Genomic DNA, 20,283 nt, shown 5'->3' with positions numbered 1-20,283 from the left:
TGGTGGCCTTCTGCAGCGGTATCGCGCATGAAAAGGTGTCTGGATTAGGTTATTTCCGGCGTGAGTGGTCGAGGGATGGTCAGGATCTGCTGGAGGATCGGCTCGGATCGATCATGAGTTGGTCACGGGATTGTCCGAGCCCAGATCTCGATGCATCAGGTTTTCGTAGACAACATTCCCGCAGACCTCTCTCGGCCTCAGCGGGGTGCGGTCTACTCCTGCGGCCTGGACCGGTGCTCCACGTTCTGCGTCAGGTGATGCGGGTCACGAATCGCCCAGGCTTCTCGCTGGGACACAGCACCTCCCGAGCGCCCAGGCTCCGGGTTCCTGTGGTGAAGCTTTCATCATGGAAGGCGAATCGGAGTCACACCGCGTCGGCGATGGCCTTGCCCATGTCGGAGGTGCTTGCTGTGCCGCCCATGTCGGGCGTGCGGGGGCCCGTGGCCAGCACCTTTTCGATGGCGGCCACCACGGAGGCGGCGGCTTCGGGGAAGCCCAGGTGGTCCAGCATCATGGCGCCGGCCCAGATCTGGCCCACGGGGTTGGCGATGCCCTTGCCGTAGATGTCCGGGGCCGAGCCGTGGACGGGCTCGAACATGGAGGGGAACTCGCGCTCGGGGTTCAGGTTGGCGCTGGGGGCGATGGCGATGGTGCCGGTGCAGCCGGGGCCCAGGTCCGAGAGGATGTCGCCGAAGAGGTTGGAGCCCACCACTACGTCGAACCAGTGCGGGTTGCGCACGAAGTGGGCGCAGAGGATGTCGATGTGGAACTGGTCCACCTTCACCTCGGGGTACTTCGCGCCCATGGCCTTCACCCGCTCGTCCCAGTAGGGCATGGTGATGGCGATGCCGTTGGATTTCGTCGCCGAGGTGAGGTGCTTCTTCGACCGCTTCTGGGCCAGGTCGAAGGCGTACTTCAGGATGCGGTCGACGCCCTGCCGGGTGAACACGGTCTGCTGCGTGGCCATCTCCTGGTCCGTGCCCTCGTAGAGCCGACCGCCGATGCTGGAGTACTCGCCTTCGTTGTTCTCGCGCACCACGATGAAGTCGATGTCGCCCACCTGCCGGCCCGCCAGGGGGCAGGGCACGCCGGGCATGAGCTTCACGGGGCGCACGTTGGCGTACTGCTTGAACCCGCGGCGGATGGGGATGAGCAGGCCCCAGAGCGAGACATGGTCGGGCACGCCGGGGAAGCCCACGGCCCCGAGGAAGATGGCGTCGTGATGGCGGATCCGGTCGAGGCCGTCCTCGGGCATCATGCGGCCGGTCTGGAGGAAGTACTCGCAGCTCCACGGGAAGGTGTCCCAGGCGAAACGGAGCCCGTGCTTCCGCCCGGCGGCCTCCAGCACCCGGATGCCCTCCGGCACCACTTCCTTGCCGATGCCATCGCCGGGAATGACCGCGATCTTCAGGTCTCGCATGGGGTCCTCCTGTGAAGAAAGATGCAAATGTATCAATCGTGCGGATCAATGGGCCCGAAGTCCAGGCAGATACCTCTTTTAACTATGCGACTTGGGGGTAGACTACGCACCGGAAATTCCACCCTCATCCCAAGCCATGGAGGCTCCTCATGAGCCACGCTTCCGATTCCGGAACAGCCCCGGCCGCCGGCCCGTCCGGGTGGCAGGGCGCCAAGCCTGTCCAAGCCGTCGCCACGCTCGCCCTCGGTCTCATCCTCTACCTCGGCCTGCCGGCCCTTGTGCCGGTGCCGGACGCCAAGGTCTTCACGGGCCAGCCCGCCGCGCCCAAGCCCGCGGCTGCTGCGACACCCAAGCCTGCGGCCAAGCCCGCCGCGCCGGCCGTCGCGCCGGTCACGGCCGCCGCGCTGGTCACGGCCGTCGCGACGACGCCCGCCAAACCGCTGACCAAGGCCCAGCAGGAAGCCAAGGTCAAGGCGGAAGCGGAGGCCAAGGCGAAGGTCGAAGCCGAGGCCAAAGCCAAGGCGGAAGCCGATGCGCAGGTGAAGGCCGCGGCCGACGCGAAGGCCAAGGCCGACGCCGAGGCCAAGCGGAAGGCCGACTGGGTGAAGGGGCTGCACCTCTTCGCCATCTTCGTGACGACCATCGTGGGCATCATCCTCAAGTCCCTGCCCATGGGCGCCGTGGCCATGATCGGCATCGCCGCCACCGCCCTGACGGGCACACTGAGCATCGCTGAGTCCATGAGCGGCTTCTCGGATGTGGTGATCTGGCTCATCGTCCTCGCCTTCTTCATCTCGCGGGGCTTCATCAAGACGGGCCTCGGCGCCCGCATCGCCTACACCTTCATGGCCCTGCTGGGCAAGCGCACCCTGGGCCTGAGCTACGGCCTGGCGGCCACCGACCTGGTGCTCGCGCCGGCCATCCCCAGCAACACCGCCCGGGGAGGCGGCATCGTCATGCCCGTCATGGCCTCGCTGGCCCGCGCCTACGGCAGTAACCCCGGCGACGGCACTGCCCGCAAGATGGGCTCCTTCCTAACACTCACGGCCTACCAGGTGAACTGCATCACCAGCGCCATGTTCCTCACGGCCATGGCCGCCAACCCCCTGGCCCAGAAGCTGGCGGGCGACCTCAAGGTGAACCTCACCTGGGTGGGCTGGGCCCTCGCGGCGGTGGTTCCGGGCGTGGTGGCGCTGCTGCTGATCCCGTTCATCATCTACCGCCTCCATCGGCCCGAGATCACCGAGACGCCGGAGGCCGTGGAGATGGCCAAGAGCCACCTGCGGGAGCTCGGACCCGTCAAGCGCCAGGAGTGGATGATGCTGGGCGTCTTCGTGATGCTGCTGGTCCTCTGGATCTTCGCCAAGCAGCTGGGTGACCTCAACGCCACCACCTCCGCCCTGGCGGGCCTCGCCGTGCTCCTGATCACCGGCATCCTCAGCTGGGACGACATCAAGGCCGAAACCGGCGCCTGGGACACGCTCGTGTGGTTCGCGGCGCTGGTGATGATGGCCAGCTTCCTCAACAAGCTGGGCATGGTGCCCTGGTTCAGCAAGACCATGGGCGGCATGGTGGCGGGCAAGGGCTGGATCCTCGCCTTCCTCGTTCTGGCGCTGGTCTACTTCTACAGCCACTACTTCTTCGCCAGCAACACGGCCCACGTTGCCTCGATGTACGCCGCCTTCCTGGGCGTGTCCATCGTGGCCGGCGCGCCGCCCGTGCTGGCGGCCCTGGTGCTCGCCTTCTTCAGCAACCTCTTCGCGGGGATGACCCACTACGGGACGGGTCCGGCGCCGGTGCTCTTCGGCACCGGCTATGTGGAGCTCGGCACCTGGTGGCGGACGGGTCTCATCGTGAGCGTCGTGAACATCATCATCTGGGTGGGCCTCGGCGGCCTGTGGTGGAAGGTCCTGGGCCTCTGGTAGCTGTTCCACCTGCGAAAAAGCCCCGCCACGGCGGGGCTTTTTTCGTAGGGGAACGGTGTTCAGGCGAAGAGTTTCGACAACCCGAAGGCGACGCAGGTGGAGACGCTGACGCCGATGAGGCCGGGGATCATGAAGCTGTGGTTGAGGAGGTACTTGCCGATCTGCGTGGTGCCGGTGCGGTCCATGTTGATGGCGGCGAGGTCGCTGGGGTAGAAGGCGAAGAAGAAGTAGGCGTAGCTGGCGGGGATGAGGCCCAGCAGCAGGGGCGTGGGCAGGCCCAGGGCGTAGCCGAAGGGCAGCATGATCGTGAGCGTGGCGGCCTGGCTCTTCACGAAGGCGGACACGGCGAACATGGCGATGGCGAAGGTCCAGGGGGCCATCTGCACCATGGCCTTGATGTGGGCCACCAGGTAGCCCTCGTTGGCCTTGATGAAGGTCTCGCTCATCCAGGCGATGCCGAAGATGGAAACGACGGCGATCATGCCCGCGATGAACACGCTGGAGCGAGCGATCTCGGGGGCCTTCACTTCCGTGGCGAAGAGGATGAAGGCGCCGAAGGCCAGCATGATGACCTGCACGACCGTGGTCATGGGGATGGGCTTGCCGTTCGCCACGGGGAGCAGGCCGGGCTTGAGGGCGATGAGCACGATGGTGAGCACGCCGGCGAAGAAGAGCCCCACGGAGAGCTTGGCCTTGAAGGGGATCACCTTGTCCAGGGTGGTGACGTCGCCCTCCAGGCCCTTGGCGAACTCGGGATCTTTCATGCGCTCGAGGAACTCGGGGTCCTGGTCCAGCTCCTTGCCCCGGTTGAAGCTCCAGGCCGCGGCGGCCAGCACGCCGATGACGCCCGCGGGCAGGGTGATGCGCACGATGTCGAAGAGGCCCACGGGGTGGCCGTTCTTGGCGGCCATGGCCAGGAAGGTGGTGACGGCGGCGGCCACGGGACTGGCGGTGATGCCCATCTGGGAGGCCACGCTGGAGATGGCCATGGGACGCTCGGGCCGGATGCGGGTCTTCAGGGCCACGTCGGAGATGACCGGCAGCAGCGCGTAGACCGCGTGGCCCGTGCCCACGCAGACCGTGAGGAAGAAGGTGGAGAGCGGAGCCAGGATGGTCACGTACTTGGGGTGGGCCCTGAGCAGCCGTTCCGTCAGCTGCACCAGGTAGTCGAGGCCGCCGGCCACCTGGAGGGTGGCCGAGGCCGTCACCACCGCCAGGATGATGAGCATCACGTCGACGGGCGGGGTGCCGGGGGCCACGCGGAACAGCAGCACCAGCACGGCCACGCCCAGGCCGCCGATGAGGCCCAGGGCGACGCCGCCCTTGCGGATGCCGATCAGGATGGCGCCCAGGACCAGGATGAATTGGATCCAGAACATCAACGCGGGGGACAACATGCATTCTCCTTGAGATCGAGGGGGTTGGGTTTTTCAACCCCTCGCCCGGCGAGCGTAGCAGACCGATCGGTAATGAATGGTCGCTGTCATCACTTTCTTTAGTTGGTAAACCTTCCCCCGGGCTGGAAGCAGGGCGCCAGGCCCGTCCCGCGCCGGCTCCGGGGCAGGCTACGATGAGCTGTGAGCGCCTCCCGGTGATGCCCCTCCCCTTCCATCTGGTGACTTTGACCCACGCCACCTGGGACCAGGCCCTTGCCTGCGCCCGCAGCCTGGGTCCGAATGCCCTGCCAGAGCTGAGGCTGGACCTCTTTCCCGAGGCTGATCCTGGAGAGCTGGTCCGGGCGCTCGGGGGCCGCTGCCTCGCGACCTGCCGACGGCGATCCGAGGGCGGCCGCTGGGCGGACGAGGACGAGGCGGGACGGATGGCCCGCCTGCTGGAGGCTGTGGCGGCCGGACCGGCCTGGGTGGACCTGGAGTGGGACCTGCCGGTTCCCGCGGAGCTCCAGGCCGCGCGGCCTGGGGTGGGCCTGCTGCGCTCGGTGCATGTGGCGCCCGGCGTCTTCGACCTGGACCAGCGGCTGGCGGCCCTCCCCGAAGGCGATGCCTTCAAGTGGGTGGGCTGGGCGGGGTGCCTCGGGGATGGCGGCCGGCTCAGGCCTGCCCTCGCCAGGGCCCGGGAGCTCGGCATCGTCCTCTCGGCCTTCCTCATGGGCCCCAAGGGCCTCGCCACCCGGACCCTGCAGGCCGCCTGGGGCGGCGCCTTCACGTATGCGGCCCCGGACGACGGCCCCGCGGCGGCCCCGGGCCAGCTCCCACTCGCCACCCTCCGCGCCTGGCGCTGCGCGGACCTGCCCCGCAACTGCGGCATCTGCGGCGTCATCGGGGATCCAGTGCTCCACTCCCGGGGCCCGGCCTTCCACAATCCCCGGTTCCAGGCGGCGGGCCGGAACCTGCTGTATGTCCCGCTCCTGTGCGGGGAGGCCGCCGAGGCCGTGGAGGCCCTGGAGGCTCTCGGCGTCCTCGGCCTCAGCATCACCGCTCCCCTCAAGCTGTCCCTGCCCGAGGCCCTCGGCCTGGAGGGCCCGCTGAACACGCTGTGGCGGCGAGGACCGGACGACCCCTGGAACGGGGCCAACACGGACGCGGAGGCGATTGGACAGGCGCTGTCGCACCTCCCCTCCGGGCCTGTGCTCCTGCTCGGCGGAGGCGGAGTGGGGCGATCGAGCCGCCAGGTGCTGGAGGCCGCGGGCCGGCCCGTGCTGCAGGCCTCCCGCCAGGCGCCGGCCAGCCCCGCTGCGGTGGCCGCTTTCGCGCCCGTGGGCGTGGTGCAGGCCACGAGCCTGGGCATGAAGGCCGAGGATCCCGTGCCGTTCCCCGATCTGCTGGAGGCCGCGCTGCCGTCGGCACGCTGGGCAGTGGAGTGGATCTACAAGGAGGACACCGCGTTCGTGGCCTGGGCCCGGAACGCCGGCCTGGCACTGGTGCCCGGCGCCTCCCTCTTCGAGGCCCAAGCCGAGGCCCAGAGCCGCCGCTTCATCGCGGACTGCGGCCGAGCTGACTGATAGCTGACAGCTGATAGCCGACAGCTGATAGCTTCTACCCATGGACCTTCTGCTGGTCGAGGACAAGGACAGCTTCCGGCGCCTGCTCATCCAGGCCCTGGAGGGCTCGGCCTGGTCGGTGCGGGCGGTGGCGGATCCGCAGGAGGCCCTGCGGGCCCTGGAGACCGCGCCGTCCCATGTCCTGGTGACGGACCTGCGGCTGCCGGGCATGAGTGGACTGGAGCTGATCCGGCGTGCCCGGCAGCTGCATCCCGCCCTGCGGGTGGTGCTGATGTCCGCTTTCGGGGAACCCCGGGACATCGTGGAGGCCATGCGCCTGGGGGCGGAGGACTTCCTGCCCAAGCCCTTCGACCTGGATGCCTTCCTGGCTCTTCTGGACCGCCTCCGGGCCCTGGTGGGTGCGCCCCCGCCAGACCCCGCGGAACCCTGGGTCGCCCACAGCGCGGCCATGCAGGCCCTGGACCAGGCCCTGCGACGGACCGCTGGCACGGCGTTGCCAGTGCTCTTCGTGGGGGAGCACGGGGCGGGGAAGGGTCGCTGCGCCCGCCGCCTGCACGCCCTCCGCCATCCCGGAGCCCCCTACCTGAGCCTGTCCGCCGCCACCCTCGGATCGGAGGGCCCGGATCCCAGCCTTCTCGAGCTGGTCCGGGGCGGGAGCCTCTACCTGGCGGGGCTGGAGCATCTGGCGCCGGAGGCCGTGGCGCCCCTGGTCCGGGCCATCGATGCCGGCGGCGCGGGGTTCCGCTGGATGGCCGGGCTGGATGAGGGCGCGCGGCTCCCACCGGAGCTGGCCCAGCGCCTGGGCTCCCTCGAGCTCCGGGTGCCCCCGCTGAGGGAGCGCCGCGAGGACCTCCTGGCCCTGGCCCGGGCGCTGCTCGAGCGGACCGCCCGCCTGGAAGGGCGGACGGCGCCCTGGCTCGAGCGGACGGCGGAGCGCCAGCTGCTCGGACATGCCTGGCCGGGGAACGTGCGAGAGCTGGAGGCGCTGCTGGCCCGGGCCCTGGGCCTCTCGGACGGACCTGCCATCCGGGCCTTTCCGGACCTGGAACTGGGCTGCTCGAACATCCTCAGCCTGCCCTGGCCCGAGCCGGGGCCGCTCGAGTCCATGCTGCGGGCCGCCTCGCGCGCCGCCGAGGGCCAGCTGCTGCGGCGCGCCCTGGCCGAGGCCCACGGCGACCTGCCGCGGGCGGCGGAGGGACTCGGACTCACCCTACGCGGCCTGGCTCAGCGCTTGCGGGACCATGGCATCCCTCTGGAAGATAGAGACAGCTCTGTGCCCCGGAAGGCCCCATGATCCAGGATCCAGCCCAGGCCCCTCCCGTCGTCGCCCCTCCCGCGCGGTCGCCGGAGGCTGTCCGTCCGGCGGTGAGGGCCGGCTTGGCCGCGCTCCAGGCCGTGGTGGTGGGGAAGGATGCCCAGGTCCGGCGCGCCTTCGCGGCCCTGCTGGCGGGCGGCCACGTGCTGCTGGAGGACCTGCCGGGAGTGGGGAAGACCACGCTGGCCAAGGGTCTCTCGCGCATCCTGGGCGGCAGCTTCCAGCGGGTGCAGGGAACCAATGATCTGCTGCCCTCGGACCTGCTGGGCGTGCACCTGTGGGATGCCAAGGACCAGACCTTCCGGTTCCAGCCCGGCCCGATCTTCTGCCAGGTGCTGCTCCTGGACGAGCTGAACCGCATCGGACCCAAGACCCAGAGCGCCATGCTCGAGGCCATGGTGGAAGGGCAGGTGACGCTGGACCGCAGCACCCATCGCCTGCCGGACCCCTTCTTCGTCATCGCCACGCAGAACCCCATGGATCACGCCGGCACCTTCCCCCTGCCGGAAAGCCAGCTGGACCGATTCTCCTGCTCCCTTCACCTGGGCTACCCCGACCGGGAGGCCGAACGCCGGATCCTCAAGGGCGAGGCGGGCTCGGATCGCCTGGACGCCCTGCGCCCGGCCCTGGACCTGGACGGCTGGCGCCAGGCCCGCGCCGCCGTGCGGACCGTGCGGGTGTCCGACGCAGTGATGGACTACGCGGAGCGCATGGTGGAGCGCATCCGGACGGGCGGCGGCTTCTGCTCGACCCGTGCGGTCAAGCACTGGATTGGCCTGGCCCAGGCCGAAGCCTGGCTTGAGGGGCGCGATTTCATCACGCCGGATGACCTGCAGGCCACCCTGGCGGACACCATGGCCCATCGGGGCAGCCTGGACGACCGGCGCCTCAATCGCGCCGAGCGCCGGGAGCAGTTGGGCCGCCTGCTGAAGGAACTGCCCGTGGGATGGGCGGGATGAGAGAGGACGAGACCGTAGGCCAGATCCTGCGGGACGCACGTGTGGCCAAGGGGCTGTCCCGCGAGATCCTGGCGGTGGAGCTGAAGCTGCCCCTGCGCCACATTGAGGCCATCGAATCCGACGACTGGGCCTCCCTGCCGCCGGGACGTCCCCGGCCTCTGGCCCGCCAGCTGGCCGAGCGCCTGGGGGTGGATCTGGAGTTCCATACGAGCGCCTTCCAGATCGTACCGGGGGCCCAGGAACTGCCGGCGCCGGACCCCCGGCAGGAGCGGCTGGAGCGCGTCGTCATGGGCCTCCTCACCGTCGCCTCGATCCTGGTGGCGGCCTGGCTGGTGGTGCCCGGTCCCAGCCTCGGCCGGAAGCTGGCCCCCAGCTACCTGACCACCCTGCCCAAGGCCACCCTGCCGCCGCCGCCGCCCCCGTCCAACTCCCCCTATCCGGTGCTGGGCGAACTCCTGCCGGAGGCCCCCCTCAACGATCAGGGGATCCTGATCAGCCTGCGCGCCATGGACACCTGCGAGGTGCGCCTGGAACCCGCGCCGGAGACCGGCGGGCAGGTCCAGATCCACACGCTGCGGGTCTCCGAACCCTGGCGGCTGCGGGCGAAGGGCCCCTTCACCCTCAGCCTCGACAATGCGGGCGTGGTGAACGTGGAGGTGGCCGGGGTGCGGATCGCCCACGGCCAGAATGTGGGCGAGGCCTGGTCCGGCCGGTTCGATGCCCAGGGCCGCTGGCTGCGCCCGCCTGCAGCGCCCGCCCCCCCGCCGGTGGAACCCCAGCCGGCCGATGACGAAGAAGACGGAACCGAGCCATGAGCCTGAATCCCATCGTTGAACGCTTCCTCCAGGGCACCCTGCCCGAGCCCATGGCCATGACCCTGGTGGGCGGAAGCCTGCCTGTGCCCACGAAGGACCTCCTCCAGGCCCTGGCCCATGCCGCGCTTCAGGAATCCCCCTACACGGCCAAGGCCCTCGAATGCCTCGCCTCCATGCCGGAATCCATGCTCGCGGGCGTCCTGCTGGGGCCTGTCGAGCCGCCTGGGCCCCTGCAGCTGGTGCTCTGCCACCGGAAAGAGCCGACCCTTCTGGAAGAGGCCCTGCTGAACCCCTCTCTGACCGCGGCCATCGTGGAAGCTTCGGTGCCCAGCCTGCCGGGCTCGGTATTGGAGATCGTGCTGAACAACCAGGTGCTGTGGATGGAGCGGCCGGGGATCCTCGACCTGCTGGAGGAGCACCCCGAGGGCGAGTACGTCATCAAGCGCCGCGTGAACGAGTACCGCTTCGACGTGCTGCGCCTGGTTCCGGAGGAGGTCAAGAAGGAGCGCCTGGAGATCCTCGACGAGGTGGAGGCCGGGCACCTGGACAAGGCCTGGGCGGAGCTGCCCCTGCCGAAGGAGACCTCCAAGGAGGAGGCAGAGGCAGAGCTCGAATCCGAGGAGATGGCCGCCGAGCGGCGCCTGCTGGCGCAGAAGCCCCTGGTGGACGACCAGGGCCAGGAGATCGTCCTCACCCTCTCCCAGCGGGTGGCGAGGCTCCGGACCAACCAGAAGATCATGCTCGCCATCAAGGGTGGCAAGGAGGAGCGCACCATCCTCATCCGCGAGGCCAACCGCCTCATCCAGGTGAACGTCATGCGGAACGGCCGCATCACGGAAGGAGAGGTGGCCTACATCGCCCAGATGCGCACCGTGAACGACGAGGTGCTCCGGATCATCGCGGGCAACCGTGAGTGGATGAAGAAGTACACCATCACCAAGGCCCTGGTCCTGAACCCGCGCACGCCGCTCCCCCTGGCCATGACCCACTTCAAGCGCCTGCTCGAGAGCGACATGAAGCTGCTCATGAAGGACCGCAACGTGGCCGAGCTCCTCCGCCGCGAAGCCAAGCGGTTCCTGGAGATGAAGTCGCAGGGGAAGGGCTAGGGACTGTTTTCAAAGTGGGACGCCGCCGCGACGCTGCCCAGCCGCGCTCATGGCAAGGCGGCGACCGAAGGGCGATGCGGGACATCGTTCGAGGCCGGCAACGCAGCCAGGGGTGCGGCTGGGCAGCGTCCCGGAGGGCAAGGGGCGGCGCCCGGCGCGATGCTGCGTCAAGCTCCTCGACGATGGGTCCACCATCGCCTTCGTCGCTTTCCTTGCCTCGCTTGGGCGGCGCCCCTTGCGCGGCCACGCCCCACTTTGAAAACAGGCCCTAGGGCGCGGGCTACCTGCCGGCCTGGCCCTTCCACTGTCGCAGGGCGGCCAGGGCCTTGGCCACGTGCTGGTCGGGCTTGAGGTCCGTGAAGGCGTGGAGGATCCGGCCATCCGGGGCGATGACGTAGGAGGTGCGGTTGGCGAGCTGCGGCTTGGCGGCCAGGACCGCGTCGTAGGCCTTCATGATGGCCTGGTCGGAATCCGACAGCACCGCGAACTTGCCCCGGCACTCGCTCACGGAGAACTTGTTGAGCTTGTCGATGTCATCGTGGGACACGCCGACGACGGTGGCGCCGAGCTGGTGGAACGTGCCCACCGCTTCGGCGAACAGGTGGGCCTCGGTGGTGCAGCCGGGGGTGAAGGCCGCCGGATAGAAATAGAGGACCACGGGCCCCTTCTGGAGGGCCGCGGCCAGTGAGAACGAGGACACCTGGCCTCCGAGCGAGGCCTGGGCCTGGAAATCGGGCGCCTTGTCCCCGACCTTCAGGGCCGCGAAGGCCGGGATGGCTGAGACCAGCGAGACCAGGGCCAGGGTGGACAGTTTCCTACCGGCCATCGAAACCTCCCATGTGGAAACTTGCGGTCCCTTGGATTCCCTGATTCACATGTCGTGACAGGAAATCAATTCCCGCCTTTCTCCATCTCCAAACCAGAAGGCCCGCCATCCGGCGGGCCTTCTGTTTTGGAGCGGGCGATCGGGATTGAACCGACGACATTCAGCTTGGGAAGCTGACGTTCTACCACTGAACTACGCCCGCGGCAGGGATTCATCCTAGCCTAGTGACGGGCCGGAGGCCAGCCCTGCTCAGCCCAGGTAGGCCGCGATGACGCGCTCGTTCCGCCCCAGCTCCTCGGGCGTGCCTTCGACGGCGATGCGGCCGCGCTCCATGACGTAGGCGTAGTCGGCCACCTCGAGGGCGCTCTTCGCGAACTGCTCGACGAGGAGGAGCGTGATGCCCTCCTCCTTCAGGCGGCGGATGGTGCGGAAGACCTCCTGCACGATGACCGGGGCGAGGCCCATGGAGGGCTCGTCCAGCAGCATCACCTTGGGCCGGGCCATGAGGGCGCGGCCGATGGCGAGCATCTGCTGCTCGCCGCCCGAGAGGGTGCCGGCGGCCTGGCGGGCCCGGTCCTTCAGGCGGGGGAAGAGCCCATAGACACGGTCCAGATCGGCCTGGGCGCCCGACTTGAACCCAAGGAACTTGGGCAGCCGGCCGTAGGCGCCCAGCAGCAGGTTGTCCTCCACCGAGAGGGGGCCGAAGACCTTGCGGCCTTCCGGGGAGTGGGCGAGGCCCAGCCGAGCGATGCGGGAGGCGTCGAGTCCCTGCACGTCCTTGCCGTCCAGCACGACGCGCCCGCGGGAGGGGCGGAGCATGCCGGAGACGGCGCGCATGGTCGTGGTCTTGCCCGCGCCGTTGGCGCCGATGAGCGCCACCACGGCGCCGGGCTTCACGGTGAGGGCGGTGCCCACGAGCACCTCGCTGGCGCCGTAGCCTGCATGAAGGTCATCCACGATGAGCATGCCGGTCTCCTTCACGCGGGCAGGGGTTCGGCGCCGCCGGAAGGCGCGGAATCGCTGGCCTGGCCCAGGTAGGCCTCGATGACTTTGGGATGGCGCTTGACGTCCTCCGGGGCTCCTTCGGCGATGACCTTGCCGCCGTCCAGCACCGTCACCTGGTCGCAGAGCTCGCTCACGACATCCATGTGGTGCTCGATGAGGATGATGGTGACGCCCCGGGCGTGGACCCGCTTGATGATCTCGATCTGCTGGAGGACGTCCGGATGGGAGAGCCCCGCCGCGGGCTCGTCGAGGATCAGCAGGTCGGGCTTTCGGGCCAGGGCCCGGGCGATCTCCAGGAACCGCTGGGCGCCGTAGGTGAGATCCTTCGCCCGGGTGCGCGCCTGGTCCTTGAGGCCGATGAGGTCCAGCAGGGCGAGGGCGTCGGCCTGCGCACGCCGCTCCTGCGCGCGGGCGAAGCCCAGCAGCACAAGGGGGAGGGGCATCTTGTAAACGTCCTTCAGCGCGACCATCACATTCTCGACCGCCGTCAGCTCGCTGAAGAGCTGGAGGTTCTGGAAGGTGCGGGCCACGCCTGCCCGGGCCACCCGGGTGAGGCTCCCCTGGGGCAGCGGGACGCCGCGGAGGGCCACGCTGCCCGAGGAGGGCGTGTAGAGGCCCGAGATCACGTTCACCACGGTGCTCTTGCCCGAGCCGTTCGGCCCGATGAGGCCGTGGATCGTGCCGGCGCGCACCTGCATGGACAGCCCGTCCACGGCCTTCACTCCGCCGAAGTGTCGCTTGAGGTCCTCCAGGACGAGCAGGGAGCCGTCGCCCTGGGTGCGCTGCGGGAGGACCGTCTCCAGGTCCGAAGGCTCCGGCAGGGGCGAGGGGGGCACGCGGAACAGCTTGGCGAGGAAGATGGCCAGGAAGCCCATCAGGCCCTCGGGCAGGCCCACGACCACGGAGAAGAGCATCAGGGCGAAGATGCCCTTGCGCCAATCTTCCGTGTTCTCCACGAAGAAGCCGCCGATGGCCAGGAGGCCCATGGCGACCACGGGCGCGAGCGCCTGGAAGGGCCGCGTGGTCTTCTTGAGGAGGCCCCGCAGACCCGCCGCCAGGGCCAGGGCGAACCCGGCTCCGCTGAAGATGTGGAACAGCAGGGCATTGGAGAGCAGGTTCGGCAGCAGGACCACCACGGTGGCTCCCACGAAGGCGCCCCAGAGGCTCTTGCGGCCGCCCAGCACCACGCCCAGCAGGAGGATGATCATCAGCTCGTAGACGAAGCTCTGGGGCTGGAGGTACTGGAAGTTGAAGGCGTACAGCCCGCCCGCGAGCCCGCCGAGGCCGGAGCCCAGCGAGAACGCGGCGACCTTGTGGTAGTAGGTGCCCACGCCCATGGCGTCCGTGGCGATGGGGCTGTCGCGCAGCGCCTCGAAGGCCCGGCCCCACTGGGAGGCCAGCAGGTTCCGCATCACCATCCAGACCATGGCCAGCAGGATCAGGCAGAGCCAGAAGAAGATGGGCGGCGTGAGCGCGAATCCAAAGAGGGCCGGGCGCGTGAGGCTCAGGCCCTGGGCGCCGCCTGTGAGACTCTCCAGCTCGTTGAGGGCCGTGGTGCTGAGGGCCGCGAAGCTGAGGGTGGCCAGGGCGAACTGGGGGCCTTCGAGGCGCAGGGCGGGCAGCGCGAGGATGCCGCCCAGGGCCAGGCCCACGGCTGTGGCTGCGCCAAGGGCCGGCACCAGGCCAAGGCCCAGCTTGGTGACGACCAGGCCGGCGGTGTAGGCGCCCAGGCCCAGGAAGGCCACGTGTGCGAGGTTCACCTGGCCCAGGTAGCCGACGGTGACATCGAGGCCGATGAGCAGGATGCCGTAGATGGCCAACAGCGTCAGCAGGCCCAGGGCGTAGGGGTTGACCACCATCAGGGGGATGGTGGCGAGGAAGGCGAAGACGAGGAGCTCCGCGCCGCGGAGGAAGAGGATGCGCTTCATCTCATACCTTCCGGATGACGGCCTTGCCGAAGACGCCGGTGGGGCGCACGGCCAGCGCGAGGATCAGCAGCGTGAGGCCGGGCGCCTCGCGCCAGCCGCTGCCGAGGTAGAAGCTGGCCAGGCTCTCCAGCGCGCCCAGGGCCATGCCGATGAGAACCACGCCGAAGCCCGAGTCCAGGCCCGCCACCACGGCCACGGAGAAGGCCTTGAGGATGAGGGCGGAGGCCATGGTGGGACCCACGGTGGTGATGGGGGAGACGAGGATGCCCGCCAGGGCCGCGACGACGCCAGACAAGGCGTAGGACAGCATCACCGTCCGCGTGGCGCTGATGCCCATGAGCTCGGCCGCATCCCGGTCCGCGGACACGGCCTCGAAGGCCTTTCCCAGCAGGGTGCGGCGCTTGAACAGCTCGATGAGGCCCATGATGGCGAGCACGCCCACGGCCACGGAGAGCTCCAGCCGCGTGACATCCACCCCGAACACATGGATGGGATCGGCGGAGATGGGGGTGGGGAAGGGGCGGTCGTCGCGTCCCCAGATGTTCTCGGCGGCGGAGAAGAAGAAGAGGCCCAGGATGATGGAGAGCAGGATCCAGCCCTCGCTCTTCTGCTCCAGGGCCAGCCGCACGCCGGCCCGTTCCACGACCAGGCCCAGCAGGGCGCCGAAGAGCAGGCCCCCCGGCACCATCAGCCAGTAGGGCAGGCCCAGGTTGGTGAGGGTGAGGCTGAAGAAGGCGGACACCATCACCAGCTCGCCCTGGCCGAAGTTGATGCTCTTGCTGGTGGCGTAGGTGAGCTGGAAGCCGTAGGCGATGAGAGCGTAGACGAGGCCCATGAGGGCACCGCTGACGGCCATCTGTCCAATGATCGAAGGATTCATGTCGGGGGCCCTCGGGGCGGGGCGGAAAAGGCGGGGGGCCGAAGCCCCCCGGGATGTGCGGTGATGGCTGGTCTACTTGGTCTTGCCCTTGACCTTGGCCTTGGGGGCCGGCTTGGCGGGGGCCTTGGCCGGGGTGCCGGCGGCCTCCTTGATGAGGCGGGCCTTGTCCGCGGCATTGCCGAAGACCACGCGGCCGTCCTGCACCATGCCCATCACGACCTGCTCGCGGCGGAAGGCCTCGTGGGTGGTGACGTCCGCGGGATTCCACTTGGTGTAGGGGTGGTTCCAGGTGGCGATGACGCCCTTCACGGGCTCTTTCAGGTCCTCCAGGGCCTCCTTGATCTTGTGGGTGTCCGTGCTGCCCGCCTGCTTCACCGCGGCGGCGAAGATGAGCACGGCGTCGTAGCCCTGGGCGGCGGCCACGGCAGAGGGGATGCGGTCCACCTTGTAGGCTTTGTGGTAGCCGTCGATGAAGGCCTTCGCCTTGGGCGTGATGGGCTCTTCGATGAAGGTCTGGGGCATCAGGGTGCCGTTGCCGTTCTTGCCGGCGTTGTCGATGTAGTTGGACATGGAGAGCGTCCACCCGCCGATGAGCGGCGCCTTCATGCCGATCTTGGCCATGCCGTTGGACACGGCGGCCAGCTCGGGGCCGATGGCCCAGATGAGGACGGCCTGGGCCCCGGCGGCCTTGGCGCGGAGCAGCTGGGCGGTCATGTCCTTGTCGCCGATGTTGAACTTCTCCTGGGCCACGACCTGGAGCTTGTTCCCCTGGAGCTTGATCTGGTTCAGCATGTCGTCGCGGCCGGACACGCCGTAGTTGGTGGAGTCGAAGATCACGGCCACCTTGGTGAAGTGGCGGTTGATGGCCTCCTCGACCACCATGGCGGCCTGGATGCCGTCATGGGCGGCGAAGCGGAAGATCGAGTTGTCCTTCACGCCGGCCTTGCTCCACTGGGTCATGGAGGCGGAACCCGCGGCGGGGCAGATGATCTTGGTGACGCCCTTCTCCTGGAGGTGCTTGTCGCCGGCCATGCATACGCCGGTGTTCACGGTGCCGATGACGCCGGAGAGGTCGCCCATGGCGGCCAGCTCCTGGGCGATGAGGGCGCCACGCTCGTTCTTGGCTTCGTCATCGCGCTCGATGATCTCGATCTTCATCTTCCTGCCGCCGACCTGGATGCCGCCGGCGGCGTTGATCTCCGCGATGGCCAGCTTGGCACCATCCCGCGTGGAGGCGCCCATGGGCGCGGAGCCGCCGGTGAAGGGGCCCGTGATGGCGAGCTTGACGGTGTCCCCGGCGTGGAGGCCGAAGGCGGCCAAGAGTAGGGATCCATAGAGGGTCTGCCTGAGCATGGGAGTCTCCTTGGAAGCAGGTTGTGGGGAATTGGGACGGATTATGGCAGGTTGCGCCAGGGGGTGGGACCTCGGACGGCCTGCGGTGGCGCCTTGGTTTCCACAGGGCCGGGCGCCGGTCAGGTGGGGATGGAGGGGGTGATCTGCCACCCATGTTCGTACGGGCCCGAGGGGGCGAGGGATGGAAAGGTGGCCCACCGGCTCCTGGGACTTCCCGTCCGGCCGGAATCCGGCCGGGAGCGGTCGGAATGGCCTGCCGACCGTGGTTCGCGCCTGGCTCGGGGGAGGTGGGAACCCGGTATCGTAGGGGGCACCCACAGGAAAGGAGGGACCATGAAGCTGCTGTTCTCCCTCATCCAGGTGGCGTCTTTTTTCTTGTTCGTGGCCTACGCCTACTGCAACTCCCCCATGTTCCGGATGCGTCGCCTGGAGGCCACCTCCCGCCGGGACCAGGCCGTCATGTACCTCTTCTTCTCGGTGATCTCCATCGGGGGGACCTACCTCGGCCTCCCGGTGCATGGGGCCCTGGCCAACACCCGCGCCATCGGGCCTGTCCTGGCCGGGCTCGTGGGGGGGCCGTACCTGGGGCTGGCGGTGGGGCTCACCGGAGGGCTGCACCGGTACTTCTATGGGGGGTTCACGGCCCTCGCCTGCGGCCTGTCCACCACGGTGGAGGGTGCGCTGGGCGGCGTCGTCCACCTCTATCTGGCTCGGCGGTACGGGGCCGAACGTCCTCTCAGCCCCCTCACGGCCCTGGTCACGATGATGGTGGCGGAGGCCCTGCAGATGATCATCATCCTGCTGGTGGCCCGGCCCTTCCCGGATGCCCTCCAGCTCGTGCAGGCCATTGCCTTTCCCATGATCGCGGCCAATTCTCTGGGGGCCGCGATCTTCATGAGCATCCTGCGGGACCGTCGGGATCTCTATGACCAGGTGGGGGCCGCGTCGACGGCCCGGGCCCTCCGCATCGCCGGACGGACCCTGGGCCCCCTGGCCAAGGGCTTCACGCCCGACGTGGCCCCGGAGCTCGCGAAGATCATCCTGGAGGAGACGGGAGTCGGGGCCGTGGCCATCACGGACACCCGGATGGTGCTGGCCTTTGTCGGCCTCGGATCGGACCACCACAAGCCGGGCATGACCCTCGCGCCCGAGTGCCACCGCGCCATCCTCCATCGGGATGTCCAGTTCATGGACGGCGCGCACGAGGCCTATCACTGCGGGTACTCGGACCAGTGCCCGCTGGGTTCGGTGCTGGTGATCCCGCTGCAGGTGGACGGCGAGGTGATCGGGACCATCAAGCTCTTCGAGCCCGCCAGCAAGCGCTTCCTGAGCATCAACCGCACCCTGGGCGAAGGGCTCGCGCAGCTCCTGGCTACGCAGCTGCTCCGGGCGCGCTACGAGGAGCAGAAGAACCTGCTGGTGCTGGCGGAGCTGAAGCTGGCCCACGCCCAGATCAATCCCCACTTCCTGTTCAACTCGCTCACCACCATCCAGGCCATCATGCGCCGCGACGCGAACCGGGCCCGGGAGCTGCTGAACCACCTCTCCACCTTCTTCCGGATGAACCTCAAGCGCAGCCCCGAGTTCTCCACCCTGGAGGAGGAGCTCACGCACGTGAACGCCTACCTGGAGATCGAGAAGGCCCGTTTCCAGGAGCGGCTGACGGTGGAGATCGACGTGGATCCCACCCTCCTCCAGGTGAAGCTGCCCACCTTCACCCTCCAGCCCCTCCTGGAGAACGCCATCAAGCACGGCATCGCCGACAAGCTGGAGCCCGGATCGGCGCGCATCCACGCGTTCTGGGAGGACGGTGCCGCGCGGATCGACGTGGAGGACGACGCGGGAACCTACTTCGAGCGCAAGGAGCGCGGGAAGGATGGGCTCGGGCTCGGAATCGTGGAGAAGCGCATCCGGAACCTCCTGAAAGGGGGATCCGGCCTGACCGTGACCTGCGAACCCCATGTGCGGACCTGCGTGTCGATCCGCATCCCCGCGGAGGAGGCCAGGGCATCATGATGCGGACCCTGATCGTCGATGACGAGATGCACGTGCGGGAGGAGCTGGAGACGCTGCTCTCCGAGACCGGGGAATACCTGGTGCTGGGCACCTGCTCCAACGCGATCCAGGCCCTGCGCGCGGTGAAGTCCATGCGGCCCGAGGTGATGTTCCTGGACATCCACATGCCCAAGATCGACGGCTTCCAGTTCCTGGGAATGCTCGACCCGGACGTGATGCCCCTGGTCGTGTTCGTGACGGCCTACGACGAGTACGCCCTCAAGGCCTTCGAGGAGAGCGCCCTGGACTACCTGCTCAAGCCCGTCCAGGCGGACCGGCTCGCCCGCACCACCGAGAAGCTGAAGCGGTTCCTCCGGGAGGGGAGCAAGCCGACCTACGACAGCCCGTCCATCGAGCGGATCCCGTGTATTTCAGGGCACGGCATCAAGCTCGTGGATGTGGCGGAGATCGAGTTCGTGCGGTCCAGCGAAAGCGGCGTCCACCTGGTGACCGAGAAGGGCGAATTCCTCACGGAACTCACCCTGACGGTCCTGGAGGCCAAGGTGCCGTCCCTGGCCCGGTGCCACAAGCAGGTGCTGGTGAACCTCCGCCAGATCGACGAGATCCTCCGCCAGGACGCGTCGTCCCTCATCCGGACCCGGTCAGGGAAGCTTGTGCCCGTCAGCCGCCGGTTCCTGCCCCAGCTCAAGGAGCGGCTGCTGATCCGCTGAGGCTGATCGGGCGGCCAGGCGGGCCAGGCCAGTCAGCACCCAGGCCAGCAGGGGCTCTCCACCGACCACGTGCTGCTCCGCCACGTACAGGGGAAGCTCCAGCGCGGAGAGGTGCCCCGGACCCAGCTTGACCGCGTCCTTCTCGGTGCAGACGAGCCAGGCCGCGCCCGCATCCCGCGCCTTGGCCTGGAGCCAGGCCAGGCCGGCGGGCGAGGGGCCCTGGTGGTCCGGGTAGCTGTGGGTGCCGGCCCACGCCTGGCCGGCCACCAGCAGGTCGGCGTAGAACGCTTCCGGGTGGCCGAGGCCGCACCAGGCGAAGGCAGATCCCATCCCGGGAAGGGGCAGGGGGCTGTGGTCGCCCGTGCCCCACCGGCGCAGCGCCCCCAGGCTGAAATCCACCCAGAAGAGAGGTCCGCCGCTGCCATGGCGGGCCCACCAGGCTTCGACCCTCGCGCGATCCTTCACCCGGGCGGCCCTCGTGATCACCAGCGCATGGGCCCGGCGGGCGCTGTCCGCAGGTTCGCGCAGGTCGCCCAGGGGCAGCATCCGTCCGTTTCCCCAGAGCCTCACGCCATCGAGCACCAGCAGGTCCAGGTCCCGGTGGAGGGCGCGGTGCTGGAAACCGTCGTCCAGCAGCAGGCAGCTCAAGTTCGGGCGCTGGGCCAGGGCGCGGAGGGCGGCCGCGTGCCGCTTCCGCCCCACCACCATCCGTTCCGGGCCCAGGCGCCGGGCCATGAGCAGAGGCTCGTCGCCGGTCTGGCGGGGATCGGAATCCGCCTCCACGCTCATGGGATCGACGTCCCGCCGCCCGCCGTAGCCCCGGGACAGCACGGCATTGGTCCACCCGGCGGCCTCCAGCCCTTCGGCCAGGAGCAGGGTGAGGGGCGTCTTCCCGGTACCCCCGGCGCTGAGGTTGCCGATGGACACCACCGGAACGGAGACACGGGAGATCCGCTCGGGATGAGCATCGAAGCTGCGGTTACGGGCGCGCACGACCATCCCGTACAAGGGGGACAGCGGAGCGGCCATGTAGCGCAGAATGGACATGGCATCAGGGTAGCGGAGG

The 20,283-nt window shown here is 69.0% G+C and carries 16 protein-coding genes and 1 tRNA gene; 8 read left to right on the top strand and 9 right to left on the bottom strand.

The genetic code is table 11. The features are described from left to right. Nucleotides 1-364: 364 nt before the first annotated feature. Entirely contained in the window at nt 365-1,420 is a 1,056-nt protein-coding gene (locus tag ML539_RS07550; RefSeq protein ID WP_243322165.1) for a tartrate dehydrogenase, read from the bottom strand. A gap of 149 nt (nt 1,421-1,569) precedes the next feature. Here ML539_RS07550 and ML539_RS07545 point away from each other — a divergent pair, with 149 nt between their 5' ends. Beyond that, entirely contained in the window at nt 1,570-3,345 is a 1,776-nt protein-coding gene (locus ML539_RS07545; protein WP_243322163.1) for an anion permease, read from the top strand. 59 nt (nt 3,346-3,404) lie between these two features. Here ML539_RS07545 and ML539_RS07540 read toward each other — a convergent pair whose 3' ends face one another. After that, nucleotides 3,405-4,742, bottom strand: a complete 1,338-nt coding sequence (locus ML539_RS07540; RefSeq protein WP_243322161.1) for an anaerobic C4-dicarboxylate transporter — start codon at nt 4,740-4,742, stop codon at nt 3,405-3,407. Nucleotides 4,743-4,939: 197 nt separating this feature from the next. On the opposite strand from ML539_RS07540, the gene ML539_RS07535 reads away from it, so the two are divergent. The 5 genes from ML539_RS07535 to ML539_RS07515 are packed head-to-tail and all read left to right on the top strand — an operon-like array spanning nt 4,940 to nt 10,499. Further along, nucleotides 4,940-6,304: a bifunctional type I 3-dehydroquinate dehydratase/shikimate dehydrogenase gene (locus ML539_RS07535; protein ID WP_243322158.1), complete on the top strand. Its 1,365-nt coding sequence runs from the start codon at nt 4,940-4,942 to the stop codon at nt 6,302-6,304. 40 nt (nt 6,305-6,344) lie between these two features. Next, complete coding sequence (locus ML539_RS07530; RefSeq protein WP_243322156.1) at nt 6,345-7,598, top strand: response regulator; 1,254 nt, start codon at nt 6,345-6,347, stop codon at nt 7,596-7,598. After that, nucleotides 7,595-8,578 (top strand): AAA family ATPase, encoded by a 984-nt coding sequence (locus ML539_RS07525; RefSeq protein ID WP_243322154.1) that lies wholly within the window; start codon nt 7,595-7,597, stop codon nt 8,576-8,578. Before ML539_RS07530 ends, ML539_RS07525 begins: the two co-directional genes overlap by 4 nt. Next, nucleotides 8,575-9,393, top strand: a complete 819-nt coding sequence (locus ML539_RS07520; protein WP_243322152.1) for a helix-turn-helix domain-containing protein — start codon at nt 8,575-8,577, stop codon at nt 9,391-9,393. Before ML539_RS07525 ends, ML539_RS07520 begins: the two co-directional genes overlap by 4 nt. Beyond that, a complete protein-coding gene (locus ML539_RS07515) occupies nt 9,390-10,499 on the top strand; it encodes a hypothetical protein (protein ID WP_243322149.1) in 1,110 nt (369 codons plus the stop codon). Before ML539_RS07520 ends, ML539_RS07515 begins: the two co-directional genes overlap by 4 nt. Nucleotides 10,500-10,779: 280 nt before the next feature. Here the strand turns inward: ML539_RS07515 and ML539_RS07510 are convergent, their stop codons facing one another. From ML539_RS07510 to ML539_RS07485, 6 genes are all read right to left on the bottom strand, one after another. Continuing rightward, nucleotides 10,780-11,325 carry a peroxiredoxin gene (locus ML539_RS07510; RefSeq protein WP_243322147.1) on the bottom strand — a complete coding sequence of 182 codons (546 nt, stop codon included), beginning with the start codon at nt 11,323-11,325 and terminating at the stop codon, nt 10,780-10,782. A 127-nt stretch (nt 11,326-11,452) separates the two neighbouring features. Further along, nucleotides 11,453-11,527: transfer RNA gene (locus ML539_RS07505), tRNA-Gly, on the bottom strand. Between the two features lie 47 nt (nt 11,528-11,574). Next, nucleotides 11,575-12,291: an ABC transporter ATP-binding protein gene (locus tag ML539_RS07500; protein ID WP_243322146.1), complete on the bottom strand. Its 717-nt coding sequence runs from the start codon at nt 12,289-12,291 to the stop codon at nt 11,575-11,577. 11 nt (nt 12,292-12,302) lie between these two features. Further along, nucleotides 12,303-14,258 carry a branched-chain amino acid ABC transporter ATP-binding protein/permease gene (locus ML539_RS07495; protein WP_243322144.1) on the bottom strand — a complete coding sequence of 652 codons (1,956 nt, stop codon included), beginning with the start codon at nt 14,256-14,258 and terminating at the stop codon, nt 12,303-12,305. A gap of 1 nt (nt 14,259) precedes the next feature. Next, a complete protein-coding gene (locus ML539_RS07490; RefSeq protein ID WP_243383785.1) occupies nt 14,260-15,138 on the bottom strand; it encodes a branched-chain amino acid ABC transporter permease in 879 nt (292 codons plus the stop codon). A gap of 72 nt (nt 15,139-15,210) precedes the next feature. After that, the gene (locus tag ML539_RS07485) at nt 15,211-16,491 is read right to left on the bottom strand and encodes an ABC transporter substrate-binding protein (RefSeq protein WP_243322140.1); all 1,281 of its coding nucleotides are present in this window, start codon (nt 16,489-16,491) and stop codon (nt 15,211-15,213) included. 333 nt (nt 16,492-16,824) lie between these two features. On the opposite strand from ML539_RS07485, the gene ML539_RS07480 reads away from it, so the two are divergent. Further along, nucleotides 16,825-18,507: a sensor histidine kinase gene (locus ML539_RS07480; protein WP_243322137.1), complete on the top strand. Its 1,683-nt coding sequence runs from the start codon at nt 16,825-16,827 to the stop codon at nt 18,505-18,507. Next, nucleotides 18,504-19,217, top strand: a complete 714-nt coding sequence (gene btsR, locus ML539_RS07475) for a two-component system response regulator BtsR (RefSeq protein ID WP_243322135.1) — start codon at nt 18,504-18,506, stop codon at nt 19,215-19,217. Before ML539_RS07480 ends, btsR begins: the two co-directional genes overlap by 4 nt. Here btsR and lpxK read toward each other — a convergent pair. Beyond that, nucleotides 19,149-20,264, bottom strand: a complete 1,116-nt coding sequence (gene lpxK / locus ML539_RS07470; protein ID WP_243322133.1) for a tetraacyldisaccharide 4'-kinase — start codon at nt 20,262-20,264, stop codon at nt 19,149-19,151. The two genes, btsR and lpxK, sit on opposite strands and share 69 nt — an antisense overlap. Between the last annotated feature and the right edge of the window lie 19 nt (nt 20,265-20,283).

The sequence above is a fragment of the Geothrix sp. SG200 genome, from assembly GCF_022808935.1.
GTDB classification, from domain to species: Bacteria; Acidobacteriota; Holophagae; order Holophagales; family Holophagaceae; genus Geothrix; species Geothrix alkalitolerans.
This window is presented reverse-complemented; position numbering and strand designations above follow the sequence as displayed.

Bases quoted from the DNA above. Each gene is read 5' to 3' on its own strand.
- ML539_RS07500 (WP_243322146.1), bottom strand. From the start codon at position 12,291: ATGCTCATCGTGGATGACCTTCATGCAGGCTACGGCGCCAGCGAGGTG.
- ML539_RS07545 (WP_243322163.1), top strand. From the start codon at position 1,570: ATGAGCCACGCTTCCGATTCCGGAACAGCCCCGGCCGCCGGCCCGTCC.
- ML539_RS07510 (WP_243322147.1), bottom strand. From the start codon at position 11,325: ATGGCCGGTAGGAAACTGTCCACCCTGGCCCTGGTCTCGCTGGTCTCA.
- ML539_RS07530 (WP_243322156.1), top strand. From the start codon at position 6,345: ATGGACCTTCTGCTGGTCGAGGACAAGGACAGCTTCCGGCGCCTGCTC.
- ML539_RS07515 (WP_243322149.1), top strand. From the start codon at position 9,390: ATGAGCCTGAATCCCATCGTTGAACGCTTCCTCCAGGGCACCCTGCCC.
- btsR (WP_243322135.1), top strand. From the start codon at position 18,504: ATGATGCGGACCCTGATCGTCGATGACGAGATGCACGTGCGGGAGGAG.
- lpxK (WP_243322133.1), bottom strand. From the start codon at position 20,264: ATGTCCATTCTGCGCTACATGGCCGCTCCGCTGTCCCCCTTGTACGGG.
- ML539_RS07490 (WP_243383785.1), bottom strand. From the start codon at position 15,138: ATGAATCCTTCGATCATTGGACAGATGGCCGTCAGCGGTGCCCTCATG.
- ML539_RS07535 (WP_243322158.1), top strand. From the start codon at position 4,940: ATGCCCCTCCCCTTCCATCTGGTGACTTTGACCCACGCCACCTGGGAC.
- ML539_RS07525 (WP_243322154.1), top strand. From the start codon at position 7,595: ATGATCCAGGATCCAGCCCAGGCCCCTCCCGTCGTCGCCCCTCCCGCG.
- ML539_RS07480 (WP_243322137.1), top strand. From the start codon at position 16,825: ATGAAGCTGCTGTTCTCCCTCATCCAGGTGGCGTCTTTTTTCTTGTTC.
- ML539_RS07550 (WP_243322165.1), bottom strand. From the start codon at position 1,420: ATGCGAGACCTGAAGATCGCGGTCATTCCCGGCGATGGCATCGGCAAG.
- ML539_RS07540 (WP_243322161.1), bottom strand. From the start codon at position 4,742: ATGTTGTCCCCCGCGTTGATGTTCTGGATCCAATTCATCCTGGTCCTG.
- ML539_RS07520 (WP_243322152.1), top strand. From the start codon at position 8,575: ATGAGAGAGGACGAGACCGTAGGCCAGATCCTGCGGGACGCACGTGTG.
- ML539_RS07485 (WP_243322140.1), bottom strand. From the start codon at position 16,491: ATGCTCAGGCAGACCCTCTATGGATCCCTACTCTTGGCCGCCTTCGGC.
- ML539_RS07495 (WP_243322144.1), bottom strand. From the start codon at position 14,258: ATGAAGCGCATCCTCTTCCTCCGCGGCGCGGAGCTCCTCGTCTTCGCC.